This window comes from Sphingomonas mucosissima (assembly GCF_002197665.1).
GTDB classification, from domain to species: domain Bacteria; phylum Pseudomonadota; class Alphaproteobacteria; order Sphingomonadales; family Sphingomonadaceae; genus Sphingomonas; species Sphingomonas mucosissima.
Genome location: NZ_NBBJ01000003.1, coordinates 95457 through 112004 on the forward strand (window position 1 = coordinate 95457; position 16548 = coordinate 112004).

General features: G+C 65.9%; 22 protein-coding genes. 6 read left to right on the forward strand and 16 right to left on the reverse strand.

Annotation, left to right across the window (positions count from 1 at the left end; translation table 11 throughout):
* Window positions 1-66 precede the first annotated feature (66 nt).
* The 3 genes from SPMU_RS10200 to SPMU_RS10210 all read right to left on the reverse strand — a co-directional run bounded on the left by SPMU_RS10200 (window position 67) and on the right by SPMU_RS10210 (window position 2893).
* Window positions 67-456, reverse strand: a complete 390-nt coding sequence (locus SPMU_RS10200; RefSeq protein WP_088333790.1) for a hypothetical protein — start codon at window positions 454-456, stop codon at window positions 67-69.
* A 377-nt stretch (window positions 457-833) separates the two neighbouring features.
* Window positions 834-1679 carry an SDR family oxidoreductase gene (locus tag SPMU_RS10205; RefSeq protein ID WP_245833069.1) on the reverse strand — a complete coding sequence of 282 codons (846 nt, stop codon included), beginning with the start codon at window positions 1677-1679 and terminating at the stop codon, window positions 834-836.
* Window positions 1676-2893: an LLM class flavin-dependent oxidoreductase gene (locus tag SPMU_RS10210; RefSeq protein ID WP_088333791.1), complete on the reverse strand. Its 1218-nt coding sequence runs from the start codon at window positions 2891-2893 to the stop codon at window positions 1676-1678. The genes SPMU_RS10205 and SPMU_RS10210 overlap by 4 nt, the downstream gene beginning before the upstream one ends.
* Before the next feature lie 155 nt (window positions 2894-3048).
* Between SPMU_RS10210 and SPMU_RS10215 the strand changes: the two genes are divergently transcribed.
* Complete coding sequence (locus SPMU_RS10215; protein ID WP_088334097.1) at window positions 3049-3720, forward strand: TetR/AcrR family transcriptional regulator; 672 nt, start codon at window positions 3049-3051, stop codon at window positions 3718-3720.
* Between the two features lie 53 nt (window positions 3721-3773).
* Here the strand turns inward: SPMU_RS10215 and SPMU_RS10220 are convergent, their stop codons facing one another.
* From SPMU_RS10220 to SPMU_RS10260, 9 genes are all read right to left on the reverse strand, one after another.
* Window positions 3774-5096, reverse strand: coding sequence for a cystathionine gamma-synthase family protein (locus SPMU_RS10220; protein ID WP_088333792.1), 1323 nt, complete (start codon window positions 5094-5096; stop codon window positions 3774-3776).
* 75 nt (window positions 5097-5171) lie between these two features.
* Complete coding sequence (locus SPMU_RS10225; protein WP_140418447.1) at window positions 5172-5591, reverse strand: hypothetical protein; 420 nt, start codon at window positions 5589-5591, stop codon at window positions 5172-5174.
* 39 nt (window positions 5592-5630) lie between these two features.
* A complete protein-coding gene (gene gloB / locus SPMU_RS10230) occupies window positions 5631-6368 on the reverse strand; it encodes a hydroxyacylglutathione hydrolase (RefSeq protein WP_088334098.1) in 738 nt (245 codons plus the stop codon).
* Window positions 6352-6768 (reverse strand): VOC family protein, encoded by a 417-nt coding sequence (locus tag SPMU_RS10235; protein WP_088333794.1) that lies wholly within the window; start codon window positions 6766-6768, stop codon window positions 6352-6354. The genes gloB and SPMU_RS10235 overlap by 17 nt, the downstream gene beginning before the upstream one ends.
* Entirely contained in the window at window positions 6768-7223 is a 456-nt protein-coding gene (locus tag SPMU_RS10240; protein ID WP_088333795.1) for a VOC family protein, read from the reverse strand. The genes SPMU_RS10235 and SPMU_RS10240 overlap by 1 nt, the downstream gene beginning before the upstream one ends.
* A 13-nt stretch (window positions 7224-7236) precedes the next feature.
* Window positions 7237-7950 carry a tetratricopeptide repeat protein gene (locus SPMU_RS10245; protein ID WP_088333796.1) on the reverse strand — a complete coding sequence of 238 codons (714 nt, stop codon included), beginning with the start codon at window positions 7948-7950 and terminating at the stop codon, window positions 7237-7239.
* Window positions 7947-8663, reverse strand: a complete 717-nt coding sequence (locus SPMU_RS10250; RefSeq protein WP_088333797.1) for an alpha/beta fold hydrolase — start codon at window positions 8661-8663, stop codon at window positions 7947-7949. Before SPMU_RS10250 ends, SPMU_RS10245 begins: the two co-directional genes overlap by 4 nt.
* A 62-nt stretch (window positions 8664-8725) precedes the next feature.
* A complete protein-coding gene (locus SPMU_RS10255; protein ID WP_088333798.1) occupies window positions 8726-8980 on the reverse strand; it encodes a DUF6356 family protein in 255 nt (84 codons plus the stop codon).
* A gap of 31 nt (window positions 8981-9011) precedes the next feature.
* Complete coding sequence (locus SPMU_RS10260; protein WP_088333799.1) at window positions 9012-10421, reverse strand: glutamate ligase domain-containing protein; 1410 nt, start codon at window positions 10419-10421, stop codon at window positions 9012-9014.
* A 71-nt stretch (window positions 10422-10492) separates the two neighbouring features.
* On the opposite strand from SPMU_RS10260, the gene SPMU_RS10265 reads away from it, so the two are divergent.
* Entirely contained in the window at window positions 10493-11314 is an 822-nt protein-coding gene (locus tag SPMU_RS10265) for an LD-carboxypeptidase (protein ID WP_088333800.1), read from the forward strand.
* Between the two features lie 239 nt (window positions 11315-11553).
* Here the strand turns inward: SPMU_RS10265 and ygfZ are convergent, their stop codons facing one another.
* Window positions 11554-12264: a CAF17-like 4Fe-4S cluster assembly/insertion protein YgfZ gene (gene ygfZ, locus SPMU_RS10270; protein ID WP_088333801.1), complete on the reverse strand. Its 711-nt coding sequence runs from the start codon at window positions 12262-12264 to the stop codon at window positions 11554-11556.
* A 50-nt stretch (window positions 12265-12314) separates the two neighbouring features.
* Here ygfZ and pyrC point away from each other — a divergent pair, with 50 nt between their 5' ends.
* Window positions 12315-13352, forward strand: a complete 1038-nt coding sequence (gene pyrC, locus SPMU_RS10275) for a dihydroorotase (protein WP_088333802.1) — start codon at window positions 12315-12317, stop codon at window positions 13350-13352.
* Between the two features lie 161 nt (window positions 13353-13513).
* Here the strand turns inward: pyrC and SPMU_RS10280 are convergent, their stop codons facing one another.
* From SPMU_RS10280 to SPMU_RS10290, 3 genes are all read right to left on the reverse strand, one after another.
* Window positions 13514-13807, reverse strand: a complete 294-nt coding sequence (locus tag SPMU_RS10280) for a hypothetical protein (RefSeq protein WP_088333803.1) — start codon at window positions 13805-13807, stop codon at window positions 13514-13516.
* A 19-nt stretch (window positions 13808-13826) separates the two neighbouring features.
* Window positions 13827-14165: an ATP-dependent Clp protease adapter ClpS gene (clpS, locus tag SPMU_RS10285; RefSeq protein WP_088334100.1), complete on the reverse strand. Its 339-nt coding sequence runs from the start codon at window positions 14163-14165 to the stop codon at window positions 13827-13829.
* 99 nt (window positions 14166-14264) lie between these two features.
* Window positions 14265-14852: a J domain-containing protein gene (locus SPMU_RS10290; protein ID WP_425442169.1), complete on the reverse strand. Its 588-nt coding sequence runs from the start codon at window positions 14850-14852 to the stop codon at window positions 14265-14267.
* Between the two features lie 39 nt (window positions 14853-14891).
* Between SPMU_RS10290 and SPMU_RS10295 the strand changes: the two genes are divergently transcribed.
* The 3 genes from SPMU_RS10295 to SPMU_RS10305 are packed head-to-tail and all read left to right on the forward strand — an operon-like array spanning window position 14892 to window position 16541.
* Window positions 14892-15182, forward strand: a complete 291-nt coding sequence (locus SPMU_RS10295; protein WP_211275764.1) for a BolA family protein — start codon at window positions 14892-14894, stop codon at window positions 15180-15182.
* On the forward strand, window positions 15179-15649 hold the full coding sequence (locus tag SPMU_RS10300; protein ID WP_088333804.1) for an NUDIX hydrolase: 471 nt from the start codon (window positions 15179-15181) through the stop codon (window positions 15647-15649). The genes SPMU_RS10295 and SPMU_RS10300 overlap by 4 nt, the downstream gene beginning before the upstream one ends.
* Window positions 15639-16541, forward strand: coding sequence for a pirin family protein (locus tag SPMU_RS10305; RefSeq protein WP_088333805.1), 903 nt, complete (start codon window positions 15639-15641; stop codon window positions 16539-16541). Before SPMU_RS10300 ends, SPMU_RS10305 begins: the two co-directional genes overlap by 11 nt.
* Window positions 16542-16548: the final 7 nt, after the last annotated feature.

A 16548-nucleotide genomic window follows, 5' to 3' on the forward strand; every position in this document is an offset into this window, starting at 1 on the left:
AGAAATCGGGTCGTGATAGGAAGTGTGGCCGGCCAGCTACTGGCCGAGGCCGAACCAAGCCGGTTCTTACCGGAACAGACCCGGCAAGGCTCCGTCATCATCTCCGGGAAGGCCGTCCAATGTCTCACGCGCGCGGCTCAGCCAGGCTTCCAGCGCGTGCAGCGCCTTGGCCGTCAGGGTCAGCGGAGCGCTCAGATTTCCATCGCCATCGCCGATGATCAGCTGCTCACGCGTCAGATATTCGATCCAACGCCGCCCCGTCGCGCTCGACCCGCCAATCTGCTCCAGCGCGGCAAGCCCGGTCAGCCGTTCGCCCAGCGAGTCCGCGATGAACAGGGCGAGCAGAAGCTCATAGGCGATCTCACCGCCAAACAGTTCCGCCGGCAACGCACGCCGACGATCCCGCCGCACCACCAGGATCGCTCGCGCAAGCTCGGCAAGTGTGTCATCCGCCACGGCTTTCCTTCCTGAAAAAGCTTGAAGAAAAGCCGATTGAACGCCCTCGCCTGTTTGACCCGATTGTGATTTGTGGCGACATCAACAAACAACGTTCGGCAGAGCCGCCGAGCCCCGCAAAATATCGGTCAGCGCGCGATAATTGTTTTCACCGTCTTTCCAAGGCGAGAATCAAGGCGATTGCTGAAGAACAAGCCGGCATCACTTGCCCGGTGTCACTCCGTTTCACCAAAACTTGCCTTCTCCAAACCTCCTCTTTTTCCAAAGCCAGGCATGCAAACCGGGCGGCACGGGCCAAAGCGGGCTCACCAGGCGGCAGGTCAGAAAAGCTGCGCGGTCATGACGAGCCGCCGCACACATGCGGCCGCCCGTCCTGCTCAGCCCGCCGTAGCGCCGACCGGAAGCGGCGTAGCCGCGGCGACCTGCGCGTCGATGGTCGCGAACAGTCGGCCTTGCGCCATTTCGTCGCGGGTCTGCTCGGGATGAAGCGTCGCCATATGATCCAGCGCAACCAGTTCGCGCGGCACAAACCAGTGGAGGCGATCGGAGTGGTAGGCTTCCCAAACCGTCTCCGCCACGTCGCGCGGTGGAATTGCGCGGAAAACGCCGCTTTTCGGCGCTGCCGCTGCCACACCTTCGGGCAGGATCGGCGTATCAATCAGCGCCGGCAATACATCGGACACCCGAACACCATAAGGCTTCAGCTCGATCGCCAGCGCCTCCGTCAGCCCCTTCACCGCATGTTTGGTCGCCGAATAGACGGCGATCATCGGCATGCCATAGGTCGCCGACGACGATGACGTGGTGAAGCACATCGATCCGGGCGTCGCCTTCAGCAGCGGGATGGCCAGGTGAATGCCGGTTAACACGCCGATGAAGTTCACGTTCACCACGGCAAGCACGTCCGCCCATGGCTGATCTTCGAACGGGCCGCCGCGGCCGATTCCGGCGTTGTTGTACAGGATATCGAGCCGGCCGCCGCTTGCCGCTGCGAACCGGTCCAAGGCCGCCCCATAGGCGTCGCGGTCGGTCACATCCAGTCGCTGAACCAAGCAGTTCCCGCTGCCCAGTTCCTGCTCCAGCTCGGCTAGCCCGGCCTCGTTGACGTCGGCCCCGCCGATAAACCAGCCCTGCCCCGCAAAGAGCCGAGCGGTTTCCAGCCCCATACCGGAGGCCGCGCCGGTGATGAAGATCGCCTTGCGGCCGTTTGCGGCGGCGCTCACTCGGCTGCCTCCGCCTTCTTGTCGATGCCCATCGCGGCAAGGATCTCGGGACGGATGTTCTCCGTCCCTTTCTTCTGGATATGCTCCGCGAGCCGCGCGCCGACCGCCGCTTGCGCCTCACCGATGAAGCGCGGCCGGTTGGTGGCAGCCCATTCGATCGACGACTGGCGATTGGCATTCATGCCGTTCACTTCCGGCATCACATAGCGGGCGATCATCTCATAGGACTTCTTCTTGTTCTCCCACTCGGCCCAATTGGTATCCAGAAGGAGGAAAGCGCCGAAGCCGCCGGACTGCTCCCGCAGCCGCTCGATCTGCTTTACTGCGTCTTCCGGCGTCCCCACCACTGCCATGCCGGAATCGACGATCGCGTCCACCGGATCGGAGCCATCGGTCGGCGCGAGCGGCAGCGCGGCGACTTCGCGGAAATAATACAGCCACTTGTCCAGGCCCTCGCGCACCTGCGCACGCGCTTCCTCGCGCGTTGCTGCGACGTGCATCGGGCCGACGAGCCGCCACTGGCTGCGGTCGACCTTGGTCCCGCTCTCGGCCGCTTGCTGCTCGGCGATCGCCCAGTTCGAGGTGAGCGCGTTGAACCCGCCGGTCTGGGTCGCGCCGATCGATAGCAACCCCAGGCCGTGACGCCCAGCGGCGGTGGCGCCCGATGGCGACACCTGGCTAGCCACACTGATCTCGACCGAGGGCCGGCTGTACGGCAGCATCTGCAATCGCGCCTTGTTCAGTTCGAACCAGTCGGTCTTCTTCGTGACCTGCTCGCCGCGCAGCAGCGGCACCAGCACGTCCAAAGCCTCGTCCATGCGATCACGCTGACGCGATACCGGGATTCCCATCATGAAGGCGTCGGATGGCAGCGCGCCCGGCCCGACCCCGAACATCACCCGCCCGCGCGTGATATGGTCGAGTTGGTTGATGCGGTCCGCCAGCATCAGGGGATGATGGTAGGGAAGCGAGGAGACGCCCGTGCCAAGGCGAATATGGCGCGTCCGCTCAGCAACGGTGGCGATGAACAGCTCCGGGCTGGCGATCAGTTCATAACCGGCGGAGTGATGCTCACCGATCCAGGCTTCATCGAAGCCCAGCTTGTCCATATGCACCACCAGATCGAGATCCCGCTCCAGCGCCAGCGTCGGATTCTCGTTGAGCGGATGAAAGGGTGCGATGAAGGCGCCGAAACGGATTTTGTCCTCGGCCATGCTATCTCTCCTCGGTTCATCTTTGTGACCGATGCTACGCCGCCCATGTCCACCTGACCAGCCACTTTCAGAACACGTTATGGTATTTTAAGGCGCGCCGGCGTTGCAGCTTGCGGTTGCGCCGCCTACTGCGGGGCGATGCGAAGGATATTGGCATGAGCCGGCGTGAGGACGCCAAGGCAGAACGTCGTCGTCGGATCATCGCCGCCGCCCGCGACCTGATCAAGGAAACGGGCGACACCGGGCTCTCGATGCGCGCCATTGCGGCCCGGGCCGGCGTGTCACTGACGACGCCTTACAATCTGTTCGGATCGAAACGCGCCATCGTGATCGCCCTGCTGGAGGACGTCCGCGAATTCCACGAGCGATTCTCGCAACTTCACCGTGTCGGCGCCACTGATCGAATCTTCCAGGCCGTATCGATCTCGCTCGCGTATCTTGCTGAAGATCCTGAGTTTTACCGCACCTTGTGGACCGAAGCCTTGCGCTTCGACAGCAAGGAACTCCGGGGCGAATTGCAGACGCCGCAGCGCTACGGTTTCTGGTGGGCGCTGCTGAACGAGGCGAAAAGCGAAGGCGCGCTGCTAGCCGAGCTGGAGATCGATCCCCTCCTGCGCGCGCTCGACTCCGTCTATGTCGCGGCGATGCTGGCTTGGGTATTGGGCGGCATCGAGGTTCAGGAACTCGAGGCGCATGTCGGCTATGGCTATGCCGTCACGTTGCGCGGCGCAGCGAGCGATGCGGCAGCGGGAAAATTGGAACGCCGCCTAGTCAGCTATCAGAAGGAATTGCTGCGGCACCGGGCAAACGCCGTCGCCGCAGCATGACCTGTATGCCGCCGCGCCGACATTGCCCGGCGCGACGGCATCATGCGCTTGGCCTAGCCGCCGATTGCATCAAGCGCCTGGCTGAAGTCGGCGATCAGATCGTCTGCATCTTCCACGCCGATGGAGATGCGCACCAGATTGTCGGTGATGCCCAGCGCCGCCTTGCGCGCGTCCGGCACGGACAGGTGGGTCATGGCGGCCGGATGGCTCGCCAGCGTCTCGGTGCCGCCGAGGCTCACCGCCAGTTTGGCGATCTTCAGCGCGTCGAGGAAGGCAAAGGCCTCCGCCTCTCCACCCTTGAGGTACAGAGAGAAGGTGGAACCGGCGCCGTTGCAGTGGCGACGGTAGATATCCGCCTGCCGCGCGTCCTGGCCACCCTCAAGGAAGCCGAGGTAGCCGACCTTCTCCACCGCTGAATGATCGCGCAGGAAGGCGCAGACCTTGGCCGCATTCTCCCCCGCGCGACTCATGCGCAGCTCCAGCGTCTCCAGGCTCCGCAGGAGCATCCACGCCGTGTTCGGGTCGCAGATCGTGCCGATCGTGTTCCGCATCAGCCGGATCGTGTCCATGTGCGCTTTCGACCCCAGCACGCCGCCAGCGACTAGATCACTGTGTCCGCCGGCGTATTTCGTCAGGCTGTACACGACCAGGTCTGCCCCATGGCGCAGCGGCTTGTGCCACAGCGGGCCGAGGAAGGTATTGTCGATCGCAATCGGTGGCTTGTTCGCACCAGTAAAGATCGCGTCGCGGCTTGCCGACACCGCCTCCACATCGACCAGCGCGTTGGTCGGATTGGCCGGGCTTTCGAGATAGATCAGCGCGACATTGCCCGACGCCGCCTTTGACAGCACCGCATCGATCTCCTCGCGCGTCGCGCCCGCTGGGAAGTCGAGCCAGTGCACGCCGAAGCGGCCGAGAATACGCGCGATCAGCGTTTCGGTGGCGGCATAAAGCGGGCCGGAGTGGACGATCGTGTCACCCGGCTTGACCATCGACAGGAACAAGGTCGCGATCGCCGACATACCGCTCGAGAAGGCAAGCGCGTCTTCCGCATCCTCCCAGATGGACAGGCGATCTTCCAATATCTCCTGGTTCGGCCCGTTGAAACGGGAATAAACCAGCCCCTCCGCGCCGCCCGGCCGCTTACCGGTCACCCCTTCGAAATGCCGCTTGCCGGCCGCGGCATTGGGAAACACGAAGGTGGAGGTTAGGAAGATCGGCGGCTTCAGCGCCCCCTCGGAGAGAGCGGGGTCATAGCCATGACCCATCATCAGCGTGGCTGGCTTCAGCTTACGCCCGCCGATCTCGTCCACCGCTGGCTTTGGCGATACGCGGGCCTCAACGCCGGTGAGATCGGCCTCAGTTTCCTTGGTCATGTTCTGGCTCCGCTGGGATTTGGGGCGCGCTCGGCGCTATCCCCCTCACCTAACAGCAACTGCCCGATCTGGCGATCAGCCCGCCGTGTAGGGCGTGAACGGACCAATGGCGCAGCTACCCGTTTCAAAACGCGCCGCACGGTCTACCGTTGTCGCGATGTCACCGCGACAAAGCCGCGGGCCGAACTGACGCGTCACCAAGGCATCGCCCCGCGCGACATTTTCGCACCCGCCCGCCGTTTCGCTGACGAAGATGCGGTTGCGGCTCTCGCGATAGACCAGCTTGTTGCCGACGGCACGTAGCGAGACGTTGCGGAAACGCGTGTCGATGCAATCAACCGCTGCCTGAGGTTTCAGGCGCGACAGCTCCTTTTCGATCTGCATCTGCTCGCGCGCATAGGGCCCGGGCTTGCGATCACCAGCCGCATTGGCGGTGGACATGGCGGCAGCTCCCGCGGCGGCAGCGAGCGCAAAGGAAATCAATATCGTACCCATCATCGTCACTCCTGCCCGCCGCCTAGGCGCATAACGCTCCTAGCCGCGGAAACTATCCTTGGCCGCGCGCCGTTCGCCCAATTGCTCGGCACTTGCCGCGCGCAAGAACGGGTTGGTGGCAAGTTCCTCGCCGATGGAGGTGGGGATCGTCGCCTCGCCAGCGGCGCGTGCGGCATCAACGCGCGCCATTCGCTCCCGGATGGCTTGGTTCTCGGGCTCGGCAACCAAGGCGTACCGGCCGTTCGACTGCGTATATTCGTGCCCGCAGAAGACCCGCGTTTCCTCGGGCAGTTCCGCGTACCGGCGCATGTTGCCGAACATATCGGCGGGTGTGCCTTCGAAGAGCCGGCCACAGCCCATGGCGAACAGCGTGTCGCCCGTGAAAATCACGGCATCATCGGCAAAGTGATACGCGACATGCCCCTGCGTATGGCCGGGCACCGTCATCACGGCGGCACGATGCTGGCCAAGCGACACGCTGTCGCCCTCCGCCACGCCCTGGTCGATCGCGCCGATCTTGGCCCTTTCCGCTTCCGGCCCAAGCACTTTCGCTCCAGTCGCGGCGACGATTGCGGCGTTGCCGCCGACATGGTCCGGGTGCCAGTGCGTGTTCCAGATCTCGTTGATGGTCCAGCCACGCGCAGCGGCGGCATCAAGCAACGGCTGCGCCTCGCCCGGGTCGATCACCATGGTCGCGCCGCTGTCCGGATCATGGACCAGCCAGCTGTAATTGTCGCTAAGCACGGGCACGCGAACGATCTCAAGTGCCGATGGCATCATAGCCCCTTTCATTGAACTCGATCAGGCAAAAGCCGTGACCAAAGGGATCCGCAAAGGTGGCGATCCGCCCGTAAGGTGCATCGCGTACACCGGTTTCGTCCACCGCTCCGGCAGCGATGGCCACCGAACGGGCAAAATCAAGATCGTCGACCGCTACGTCCAGGTGCACCGGCGTCCAGTGGCGGCGATAGTCGCGAACGCCGATCGATCCGGCGCCTGCCGGACTGCCGCCGTCCGCTTGGAGCAGATAGAGCGGCGCTTCCAAACCGAGCAACTCGACGGCATGATCACCAATCCGGCGGCCGACCGTCAGCCCAAAAACCGCGCAGTAGAAATGCTCGGCCCGCGCGAGATCGGGAACATCAAGGTTCACGATCAATCGCGCGGGCGCGGGCATTACCAGCTACCGGTGTTCGGCATCGAGGCCCAGGGCTCCTGAGGGGGCTTGGGGCCGTTGAGCTGAAGGAGCTCGATGGAGATGCCGTCCGGCGTCTTCACGAATGCCATGTAACCGTCCCTCGGCGGACGATGGACAGTATAGCCCGCGTCGAGCACCGCCTGGCACGTCGCATAGATATCGTCGCAATCATAAGCGAGATGCCCGAAGTTGCGACCGCCGGTATATTCCTCCGGCGCGCTGCCGTCCTCGGGCGGCCAATTATAGGTCAGTTCAACCTCGGCATGGGCGCGCTCGCCCGGGCCGCGCATATCCTCAGGCGTGGCGAGGAAGATCAGCGTGAAGCGGCCTGCCTCGCTATCCATGCGGCGGACTTCCTTCAGCCCAAGCACTTCAAAAAAGGCAATTGTCTTTTCCGGATCGGTGACCCGGATCATGGTATGGAGATAGCGCATCGATCCTCCGGTTTTACTTCTGTTCGCCAGCAGCGAACTGGCTCAACGCACGAGCCGCGGATTGGCCCGCAGGTCGATCGGGCGCTAGTCGGGCAGCCTCCGTCCAGCCAGCCTTGGCGCCGGCTTCGTCGCCGCTCGCGGCCGCAATGTTGCCAGCTTCCAATTGCACCTGCGCATCGTCAGCTGACCGGCGCAGCGCCTGAGCTATGTCCGCCTTCGCGCGTGCCAGATCGCCGGTGCGCCGCGCCAACGTTGCCGAAAGCAGCCACGCCAGCGGATCGTCCGCCGCATCTTTGAGCCCCAGATCGAGATCGCCCCGCGCCGGCTTGGTCTCGCCCAGCGCCACCAGCGCACGGGCTCGATCAAGCGCCGCTTCGCCGCGATCCAGGCCCTTCAGCGTTCCGGCAGCCAGCGCTGCGTCGAGCGCCGCACGCGCCTTGGCCGGCTCCTGCCCTGCCAGCCACGCATTGCCCGCCTGCGCCCAATAGCGCGCGGAGAGGCCATCCCGCGCCAACTCAGACGCACGCGCCGCCTCTTCAAAGGCCGGCGCTGCCTCGACAAACCTGTCCTGCCCCGCCAGCGCGATCCCCAAGCACACACGCCCACCAACGCTGCGATCGGCAATGGCGCGCCGTTCCGCCGCGACGGGGTCACTCGCAGCCAACGTGGTGCAGCTTTCCGCCGGCGGCGGAGCAGCCGCCTGTAACGCCAGACCCAGCAGGATCATCGCAGCACATCCTCCACGCTGCGGATCAGCAAGGCGACGTCCTCGTCGCGCGACAAGCGGTGGTAGCCATTCTTCACCAGCGTCACCTGTACATCGTCCGAGCGGATGAGCTCTGCGAGGCGCACCGATTGCGCCCATGGAACGTCCGGATCACGCTGTCCGTGGATCAGCCGCACCGGGCAGTCGAGCGCAACGGGCCCGTGCATCAGGCGGCTGGCTTCGCCCGCCTGCCAGAAGCGGCGCGTGTAAACCGTCGGCTGCGGCCCATAGGGGTTCGGGCGCTCAAGCCGCCCGTGCTGCAGGATGTAGAGCTTCTCTTCCTGGCTGAAGCCCCAGTCGGTGAAATCGGGCGCCGCCGCGATCCCCACCAAGGCCGCGACGCGGTCGGGCCGGGCAAGTGCCGCGAGGAGCATGATCCAGCCGCCCATGGAAGAGCCGACCAGCACCACCGGCCCCTCTACGGCATGGTCGATCATGGCCAGCGCATCGTCGCGCCAGTCGGTGAGGGATTGCTCCTCGAACGCTCCCTCGCTGGCGCCGCAGCCGGCATAATCGAACCGAAGGAAAGCGCGACCAGCTTCTCTCGCCCACTTCTCCAGCGCCAGCGCCTTGGTGCCGGTCATGTCCGAAGCATAGCCTGGGAGAAAGACGATTGTCGGGCCGCTGCCCTGGGTGAGATGATAAGCGAGACGCGGGCGCTGCGGGGAAGTCATGTGCCGCGATGTAGCGACGGGCAGGCGCGAGCGAAAGGCAGCGTTCTCCGCCCCGCGCGCCGTCAGATCACATATTCGACCGTCTTCTGCTGCGTTTCCGCGTCGCGCTTCGCCGTGCGCTTGGCGACCATCTCCGCGTGGAGCTCCGCGATGGTGCGGCTGCCGGTGGTCTTGCAGGCAAAGGGCAGTACAGCGTGAACCAGCGCGCCCATGCCACCGATCATCATCCGGGTACCGAACCGCCCAGCGACACCGAAATGCTCGACGTAGCTCTCACCAACGGACGCGGGATGGTCGAGAAACAGGCGACGCAGCATCGATTCTTCCTGATGAATTCGTTGTTGTCGATCAGGCGACACTATCACGTGCGCCGAGTTGTGCCACCATGTCAGCGGCGAGCAGCGGCAGGGTGTCGTCGCGTGCGCCCATCACCACGATACGGTCACCGGGCCGGGCGTTGGCCACCAGATGCGCGGCCGCCGCGGCGCGCTCCGGAATGTGCCGGGCATTGCCGCCGCCGATCAGGAAGTCGTTGACGATATCGCCGCTCGTCACCTCGCGGTTTACGGTGCCGCCCTGGTACACCGGGTCTGGAAGGACGAGCAGATCGTCCGCCCTTAGCCCTTGGGCAAAGGTATCAACCAGTTCTTTTCGCATGCTTTTCAGCGGGCCGTAGCCATGCGGCTGGAACAGCACGAGGAGCCGGCCGGCGAAGGCGTGGAGCGTGGCAAGGGTGGCGGCGATCTTGTCCGGGTTGTGCCCGAAATCATCGATCACTGCGACGCCGCCCGCCTCCCCGATCAGGTCGAAGCGGCGCTTCAGGCCAGTGTAGCGGGCGATCGCAGCCCCTGCCGCGTCGAACGGCACGCCTGCGGCAAGCGCCGCGCCGATCGCCGCCAGCGCGTTCGCGACATTGTGTTTCCCGGGGACGTTCAGCCTCATCCGTGCGTCACGCAGGGTGAAAGAAACGGCAAACGGCTCTTCCACAATATCTGTTGGGGTTAGATCGGCCTCGCCGTTCAGCGCAAAGGTGGTGACCCGATCGCGCGGCAGGCGCATCGCCAGCGCGGCGGCGTCAGGGTTGCCCGCATTGACGATCGCGTGGCCCGCCTTGGCGATAAAGTCGCCGAACAGCACGTTCAGCTCTTCCAGCGTTTTGTGATCGAGGCTGACGTTGTTCAGCACCGCGACCCGCGGTGCATAAAGCGCAATCGAGCCATCGCTTTCGTCGACTTCGCTGACGTAAGGATCGCCGGCACCGACCAGCGCGCTGGCGAAGGGACGGTCGGCGCCGGCGAAGTCCTTCATGACAGCACCGTTCATGACAGTGGGGTCGAGCCCGGCATCGTGGAGGATGCGCGCGATCATGCCGGTGACGGTGGACTTGCCGCTGGTGCCCGCCACGCCGATCGGCAGGCCGCTGGCGTTGAAGAGCGCCGCGTTCAGTTCAGCACGACTCATGCGCCGGCAACCCAGCCGGTTGGCCGCGACGATATCCGCCACTGTCGCCTCGACCGCGGCGGAGGCGACGACGATCTGGTCCGGCGACACGATGCCGCTGCCGTCCTGCGGAAAGAGGCGGACGCCCTTGGCTTCAAGGTCGGCGAACTTGGCCGGCACCCGCCCCTGATCAAGCCCGCGATCGGAGCCGGCGACGCTGGCCCCGCGCCCCGCGAGGATCATCGCGAGCGGCATCATGCCGGAGCCGCCGACGCCCACGAAAAAGAAGGATTGTCCTGCGATGTTGCCGTCCTGCATGGCCGCGCGCTATCGCCGCGCGCAGCAACGGGCAAGGCGAAGGCGGCGACACGGATGAAGATCGGGCCCTCATGAAGATCGGAATCGTCGCGCCGGCGAACACGGCCAATCCGCAGATGGTGGCGCCGCTGACCGCTTATGCCGCGCTCGCCTATCCCGAGGTCGATCTGATCTTCCACCCGCAATGCTGGGAAAGCGACGGCCATTTCGCTGGGCCGGACGCTCGACGCGCGGCGGCTTTCCTGGAGTTCGCCAACGATCCCGCGTTTGACGCGATCTGGTTCGCGCGCGGCGGCTATGGCTCGAACCGCATTCTCGCGCAGGTCATGCCGCAGCTGAACGATGCGGCGCGGCGCAAGAAATATGTCGGCTATTCCGACATGGGCTTCATGCTGGGTGCGCTCTATGCTCGGCGCATCGGGCGCGTGGCGCATGGCCCGATGCCGACCGACATCCTGCGCAGCTCGGGCGGCGGCGACGCCACGGTGGCGCGCGCGCTCGGCTGGATTGCGCGCGGTGAGCGCCAGGGGCTGGAGCCGGGCCTTGGCAAGCGCCCGGCGGCGGCGTTCAACCTCGCCATTCTCGGATCGCTGATCGGCACGCCGTGGTTGCCCGACCTCACCGATCACGAAGTGCTGATCGAGGAAGTGTCCGAGCCGATGTACAATATCGACCGACTGCTCTTCACCATGGCGAACGCCACGCAGCTGCGCGGGATCGCCGGCGTGCGGCTTGGGGCAGTGACGGGGGTGAAGGACAACACGCCGCCGTGGGGCGAGACGCTGTCTGCCATGATGCAGCGCTGGTGCCGCGACATGGGGGTGCCGTTTCTGGGGCAAGCGGAGATCGGGCACACGCAGACCAACCGGGTGGTGCCGTTCGGGATGGCGTGAGGCGCTTTCCCGACCCTGTTCGTGCTGAGCCTGTCGAGGCAAATGTTCGCCCCGGGTGGCTCGCGTGGGGCACGCCCTGGACAGGCCCAGGGCGAAAGGTGAATAGGGTTCTCAGTCTTCGTCATTCCCGCGAAGGCGGGAATCCATAACCTCTGACGTCAGTTGCTCTCGCGAGACCTGCGCGTATGGATCCCCGCCTCCGCGAGGATGACGTCAGAGTCGCGGGAGTGACGGGGCTTTTACCCCGCCAGCGCCTCTGCCAGCCATGTCGGCGTCAGCGCATTGCCCAGATCCTCGACGCGGCGATGCTCCACCATCAGGCCAAGCTCGGGATAGGTCGCGCGGGTGCGGTTCCCCGGCTCGCCGAGCGGGGCCACGACCAGCCGCCGGTTCACCTTGGAGCGGTAATTCATCCGCGCCGTATTCTCCTGGCCGACATAGCAGCCCTTGGTGAAGCTGACGCCGTTCAGCTCGCGCGCATTGCATTCCAGCCACAAAGTCTCGGCGTTGCCGAGCTCCGCCATTCCTTCCGTCACCCCCAGTGATAGGCGGTGCGCCACCCACCCCTCCGCGGTCGCATTCGCGGGCGCGAACCAGCGCCGCCCCAGCGCGGCGAGTCGCGGATCGGGCACGCCCGCGTCGCCATCGCGCGACCAGTGCACCGCCAGCGTATCGTCCCGCGCGATCGTGATCGCGCGGCGCAGGCGGTAGAGCGTCAGCCGCTTGGCCAGCGCGTCCGCCTGTTCGGCCTCGCAATCGAGCAACAGATCATCGCCATCCGCCCATATGATGAAGTCGAACAGCGCCTTGCCTTGCGGCGACAGCAGCGCCGCCCACACCGGCAGCCGGCCGGCAACGTCGTTCGTCACCAGCCCTTGCAGGAAGCCGCGCACGTCCTCCCCCGAAAGGCGGATAAGGGCGCGGTCTGCTAGAGTGGTAGCGTCGGTCATGCCGACAAGCTAGGGCGTCGCGCGCGCATTCCAAGCATCGCAGGACCCGCATGACTGACCGCATCACCATCCGCCGCCCCGACGACTGGCACGTCCACCTGCGCGACGGCGCGATGCTGGAACTGGTCGCGCGCCACACCGCGCGCCAGTTCGCCCGCGCGATCATCATGCCGAACCTGACACCGCCCGTGACGACCGCGGAGGCTGCGCGCGCCTATCGCGACCGTATCCTCGCCGCATTGCCAGCGGACGCAGGCTTCACGCCGCTGATGACCTGCTACCTGACCGATCAGGCGGATGCCGACGCGATCGCCGGGGCGCATGCCGAGGGCGTGTTCACCGCGTGCAAGCTCTATCCCGCGCACGCCACCACCAATTCCGCGCATGGCGTGACCGACATCTTCGCGCTCGCCCCCGTGCTGGAGCGGATGCAGGCGATCGGCATGCCCTTGCTGATCCACGGCGAGGTGACCGACAAGTCAATCGACATCTTCGATCGCGAAGCGGTGTTCATCGATCGCATCCTGCGCCGACTGGTCAGCGACTTCCCCGCGCTGAAGATCGTGCTGGAGCACATCACCACCGCCGAGGCGGCGCAATATGTCGCGGAAGCACCGGCCAATGTCGCGGCGACGATCACGCCGCAGCATTTGCTGATCAACCGCAACGCGATCTTCGATGGCGGCATCCGCCCGCACGCTTATTGCCTGCCGGTCGCCAAGCGCGAGACGCATCGGCTGGCGGTGCGCAAGGCGGCGGTGTCGGGCTCGCCGAAGTTCTTCCTGGGCACCGACAGCGCGCCGCATGTGGTGGAGGCGAAGGAATCCTCCTGCGGCTGTGCCGGCATCTTCAATGCGCCGTTCGCGCTGGAGAGCTATCTCCGCGTGTTCGACGAGGATGGCGCGCTGGCGCATTTCGAGGCGTTCACCAGCGAGAATGGCGCGCGCTTCTACGGCCTGCCGCTGAACGACGGCACGGTGACGCTGGAGCGCGTCGAGACGCGCGTGCCGGATCGGATCGGCGACGATGCGCTCTCGGTGGTGCCGTTCCATGCCGGCGAGACGCTCGGTTGGCGGATGGTAGGCTGAGCGGCGAAACGCCCGCCAACAAGCAACCGTCATCCCGGACGTGATCCGGGATCCAACCATCCGCGGGTGCTGCCGCTAGAGCCCCTAGCCCCCGCCCTCGCGGCACCATGGATCCCGGAGCAAGTTCAGGGGCCACGGAGTATCGGGTGTGTCGCCGCGCCTCAGCGCAGGCGATGAACCAACGCGATCACATATTCGTAGGCGGAACGGTCCTCGGCGGCGAAGCGCGCGGTCAGCGCCGCCGCATCGCCCTCCACCGTGCGCGAGCGGAACAGCGCGAGTTGGAACGCCTTGCGCTCCGCGGCACAGGCCTGTTCCGTCTGGAGCGCGACCGTGGCCGGGGTGCCGCTACTCGCCATGGCGACCTGCGTGAAATCCTCGAGGCAGGCATACCAGGCGTCGCGCTCCGGCAGGGCAGGCGCCGCTACGGCAAGCGATAGCGCAATCGCGATCATAGCGGCCGCCAAACGGCGTTCAGGCCTTTTCGAGCGTGCATTGCAGGGGATGCTGGTTGGCGCGGGCGAAGTCCATCACTTGCCCGACCTTCGTTTCTGCCACTTCGTAGCTGAACACGCCGCACACGCCGACACCCTTTTGGTGAACGTGCAGCATGACCCGAGTCGCTTCCTCCGCGTTCATGCGAAAGAAGCGCTGCAGGCACAGCACCACGAACTCCATCGGCGTATAATCGTCGTTGAGCATCAGCACGCGATAGGGGGTCGGCTCCTTCACCTTGGCGCGGGTGCGAGTTGCCACGCCAACGCCGGTGCCGCCGCCGTCCTCGCGGCCGCCATCGTCCCGTCGTTCCGCCATGTCGATCTGAAAGCTGATCATTGTCACCGCCTGAAATATGGCATGCCGTGTTTCGAGGGCAAGGCCCGAGCGCCGCCCGCGCATAGTCTGTTGGGGCGTTCAGGCGAAGGCCGGCGCCTGCCGCAATTGTTGATACGCGGCAATCACCTTCTGCAACATGCCCTCATAGCTGCGATCCCCGCCGTTGCGATCGGGGTGATATTTGCGCACCAATTCGCTGTAGCGCTTGCGCAGCGCGGAGCGATCCGCGTCGGGCGCCAGGCCCAGGACCTTGAGGCTCGCACGGTCCTGCCCCGACAAGGGCTTGCCGTCGGTCCGTTCGGGCGCGACCTCGCGGCGGAACCGCGCGCCGATCGCGTCGAGCGGATCGGAGAAGTCGGCCCAGCGCGGACCCTGGTCGCCGCCGCCGGCGCGCGCAAAGGCACGCGTCTCGCGCTCCCAGCCGGCCATCGGCCGCTGCGCGCGGTTGATCTCCTCCGCCGTCATCCCGTCAAAGAAATTGTAGCGTGAATTGAACGCGCGCACGTGATCGAGGCAGAACCACCGGTAGCGGCCCGGCCCGTCACCGCCGGGGCCCTCCAGTGGCGGCGCGCGAAACTCGCCCGCCGCATCGCAACCGGGTGCCTCGCACGGCCGGTCGCCCTCGATCCTCCCGTGAAAACGCGCGTTCGGCCGGTCCTTCGCCAAAATCAGAACATCCCTGGAAAAACGGACTATATAGGCGCGATGACCACGCCTTCCACCGGCCCCGTAGAGCAGGCCATTACCGCCCGCCTCACCGCAGCGCTCGACCCGACGCACCTCGAGGTGATCAACGAAAGCGCGCTGCACCGCGGCCATGCCGGCGACGATGGATCGGGCGAATCGCACTTTCGCGTCGTGGTGGAAAGTGCAGCCTTTACAGGGCTTAACCGTGTCGCGCGACAGCGATTGGTGAATGGGGCGCTGGCCGAGCTGCTGCGCGATCACGTCCATGCGCTGGCGATGAAGACGCTGGCGCCGGGCGAGCCGCGATGACCGGTGCGCCGGCCGGCCGGATCGCCCGCGCGGCGCGGCCGGCGGCACGCATCCTGCTGGTCGATCGGGCGGGCCAGGTTCTCCTGTTCCGCTTCACCCCCGGCGATGATCGCCCGCCCTTCTGGTGCACACCCGGCGGGGCAGTCGATCCTGGCGAAAGCTATGCCGAGGCGGCCCGCCGCGAGCTGTTCGAGGAAACCGGCATCCGAGCCGATCCCGGCCCCGAAGTGGCGCAGCGGCATGTCGAGTTCCTCACCATCGAACGGGTCGAGGTGACGGCGGACGAGCGCTGGTTCCGCGTCGATGTGGAGGCGAACGAGGTAGACCCCGCTGGCCATACCGAGCTGGAGCGGCGGGTGATGACTGAGTGGCGCTGGTTTCGCCGGGACGAGATCGCGCAATGGCCCGAAACCATCTATCCCGACGATCTACTCGCGATGCTGGAGGCGACCGACCATGACGCGTGACGACCTGATCGAACAAACGCTGCTGCCGGCGACGCATGACATCGGCGGCTTCAAGGTACACCGCACCCTGCCGCACCGCGAACGCACATTGGTGGGGCCATTTCTGTTCTTTGACCAGATGGGGCCGGCGCACCTGCCGCCCGGCGAAGGGATCGACGTGCGCCCGCATCCGCACATCAATCTTTCCACGGTCACTTACCTCTTCGACGGCGCGCTGGGGCATCGCGATTCGCTGGGCACCGAGATCGTCATTCGCCCCGGCGCGGTGAACCTGATGACGGCAGGCCACGGCATCGTTCATTCGGAGCGCTCGCCCGCAGAAGTCCGCCCGGAAGGGCCGCCGTTATCGGGCATCCAGACCTGGCTTGCGCTGCCCGACGGGCGCGAGGAGATCGACCCGGCGTTCGAGCATGTCGCCGCCGGCGACCTGCCGGTGATCAGCGATGGCGGCATCACCGCGCGCGTGATCATGGGCAGCCTGTGGGGCCGCACTGCGCCCACCACGACGCATGCCGGTACGATCTATGCCGACATCGTGCTGGCGCCGAGCACCAGCGTGCCGATCGACGCAGAGGCGGACGAGCGGGCCGTCTACCTGGTCGAGGGCGACGCGACGCTTGAGGGCGTGCCGTTGGAGCCGCAACGGCTGTACGTGCTTCGGCCCGGCATCGCTGCAACGCTGCGGTCGAGCGGCGGTGCGCGGGCGATGCTGGCCGGCGGTGATGCGTTCACGACGCCGCGGCACGTCTGGTGGAATTTCGTCAGCTCCTCGCGCGAGCGCATCCAGGAAGCGAAGCGGGCGTGGATGGCCCGCGAGTTCCCGGTCGTGCCCGGCGACGAGATCGAATGGATCCCCATCCCCGGTCAGCCCAAGACGGTCAGCTATCCCTGAAACGCGC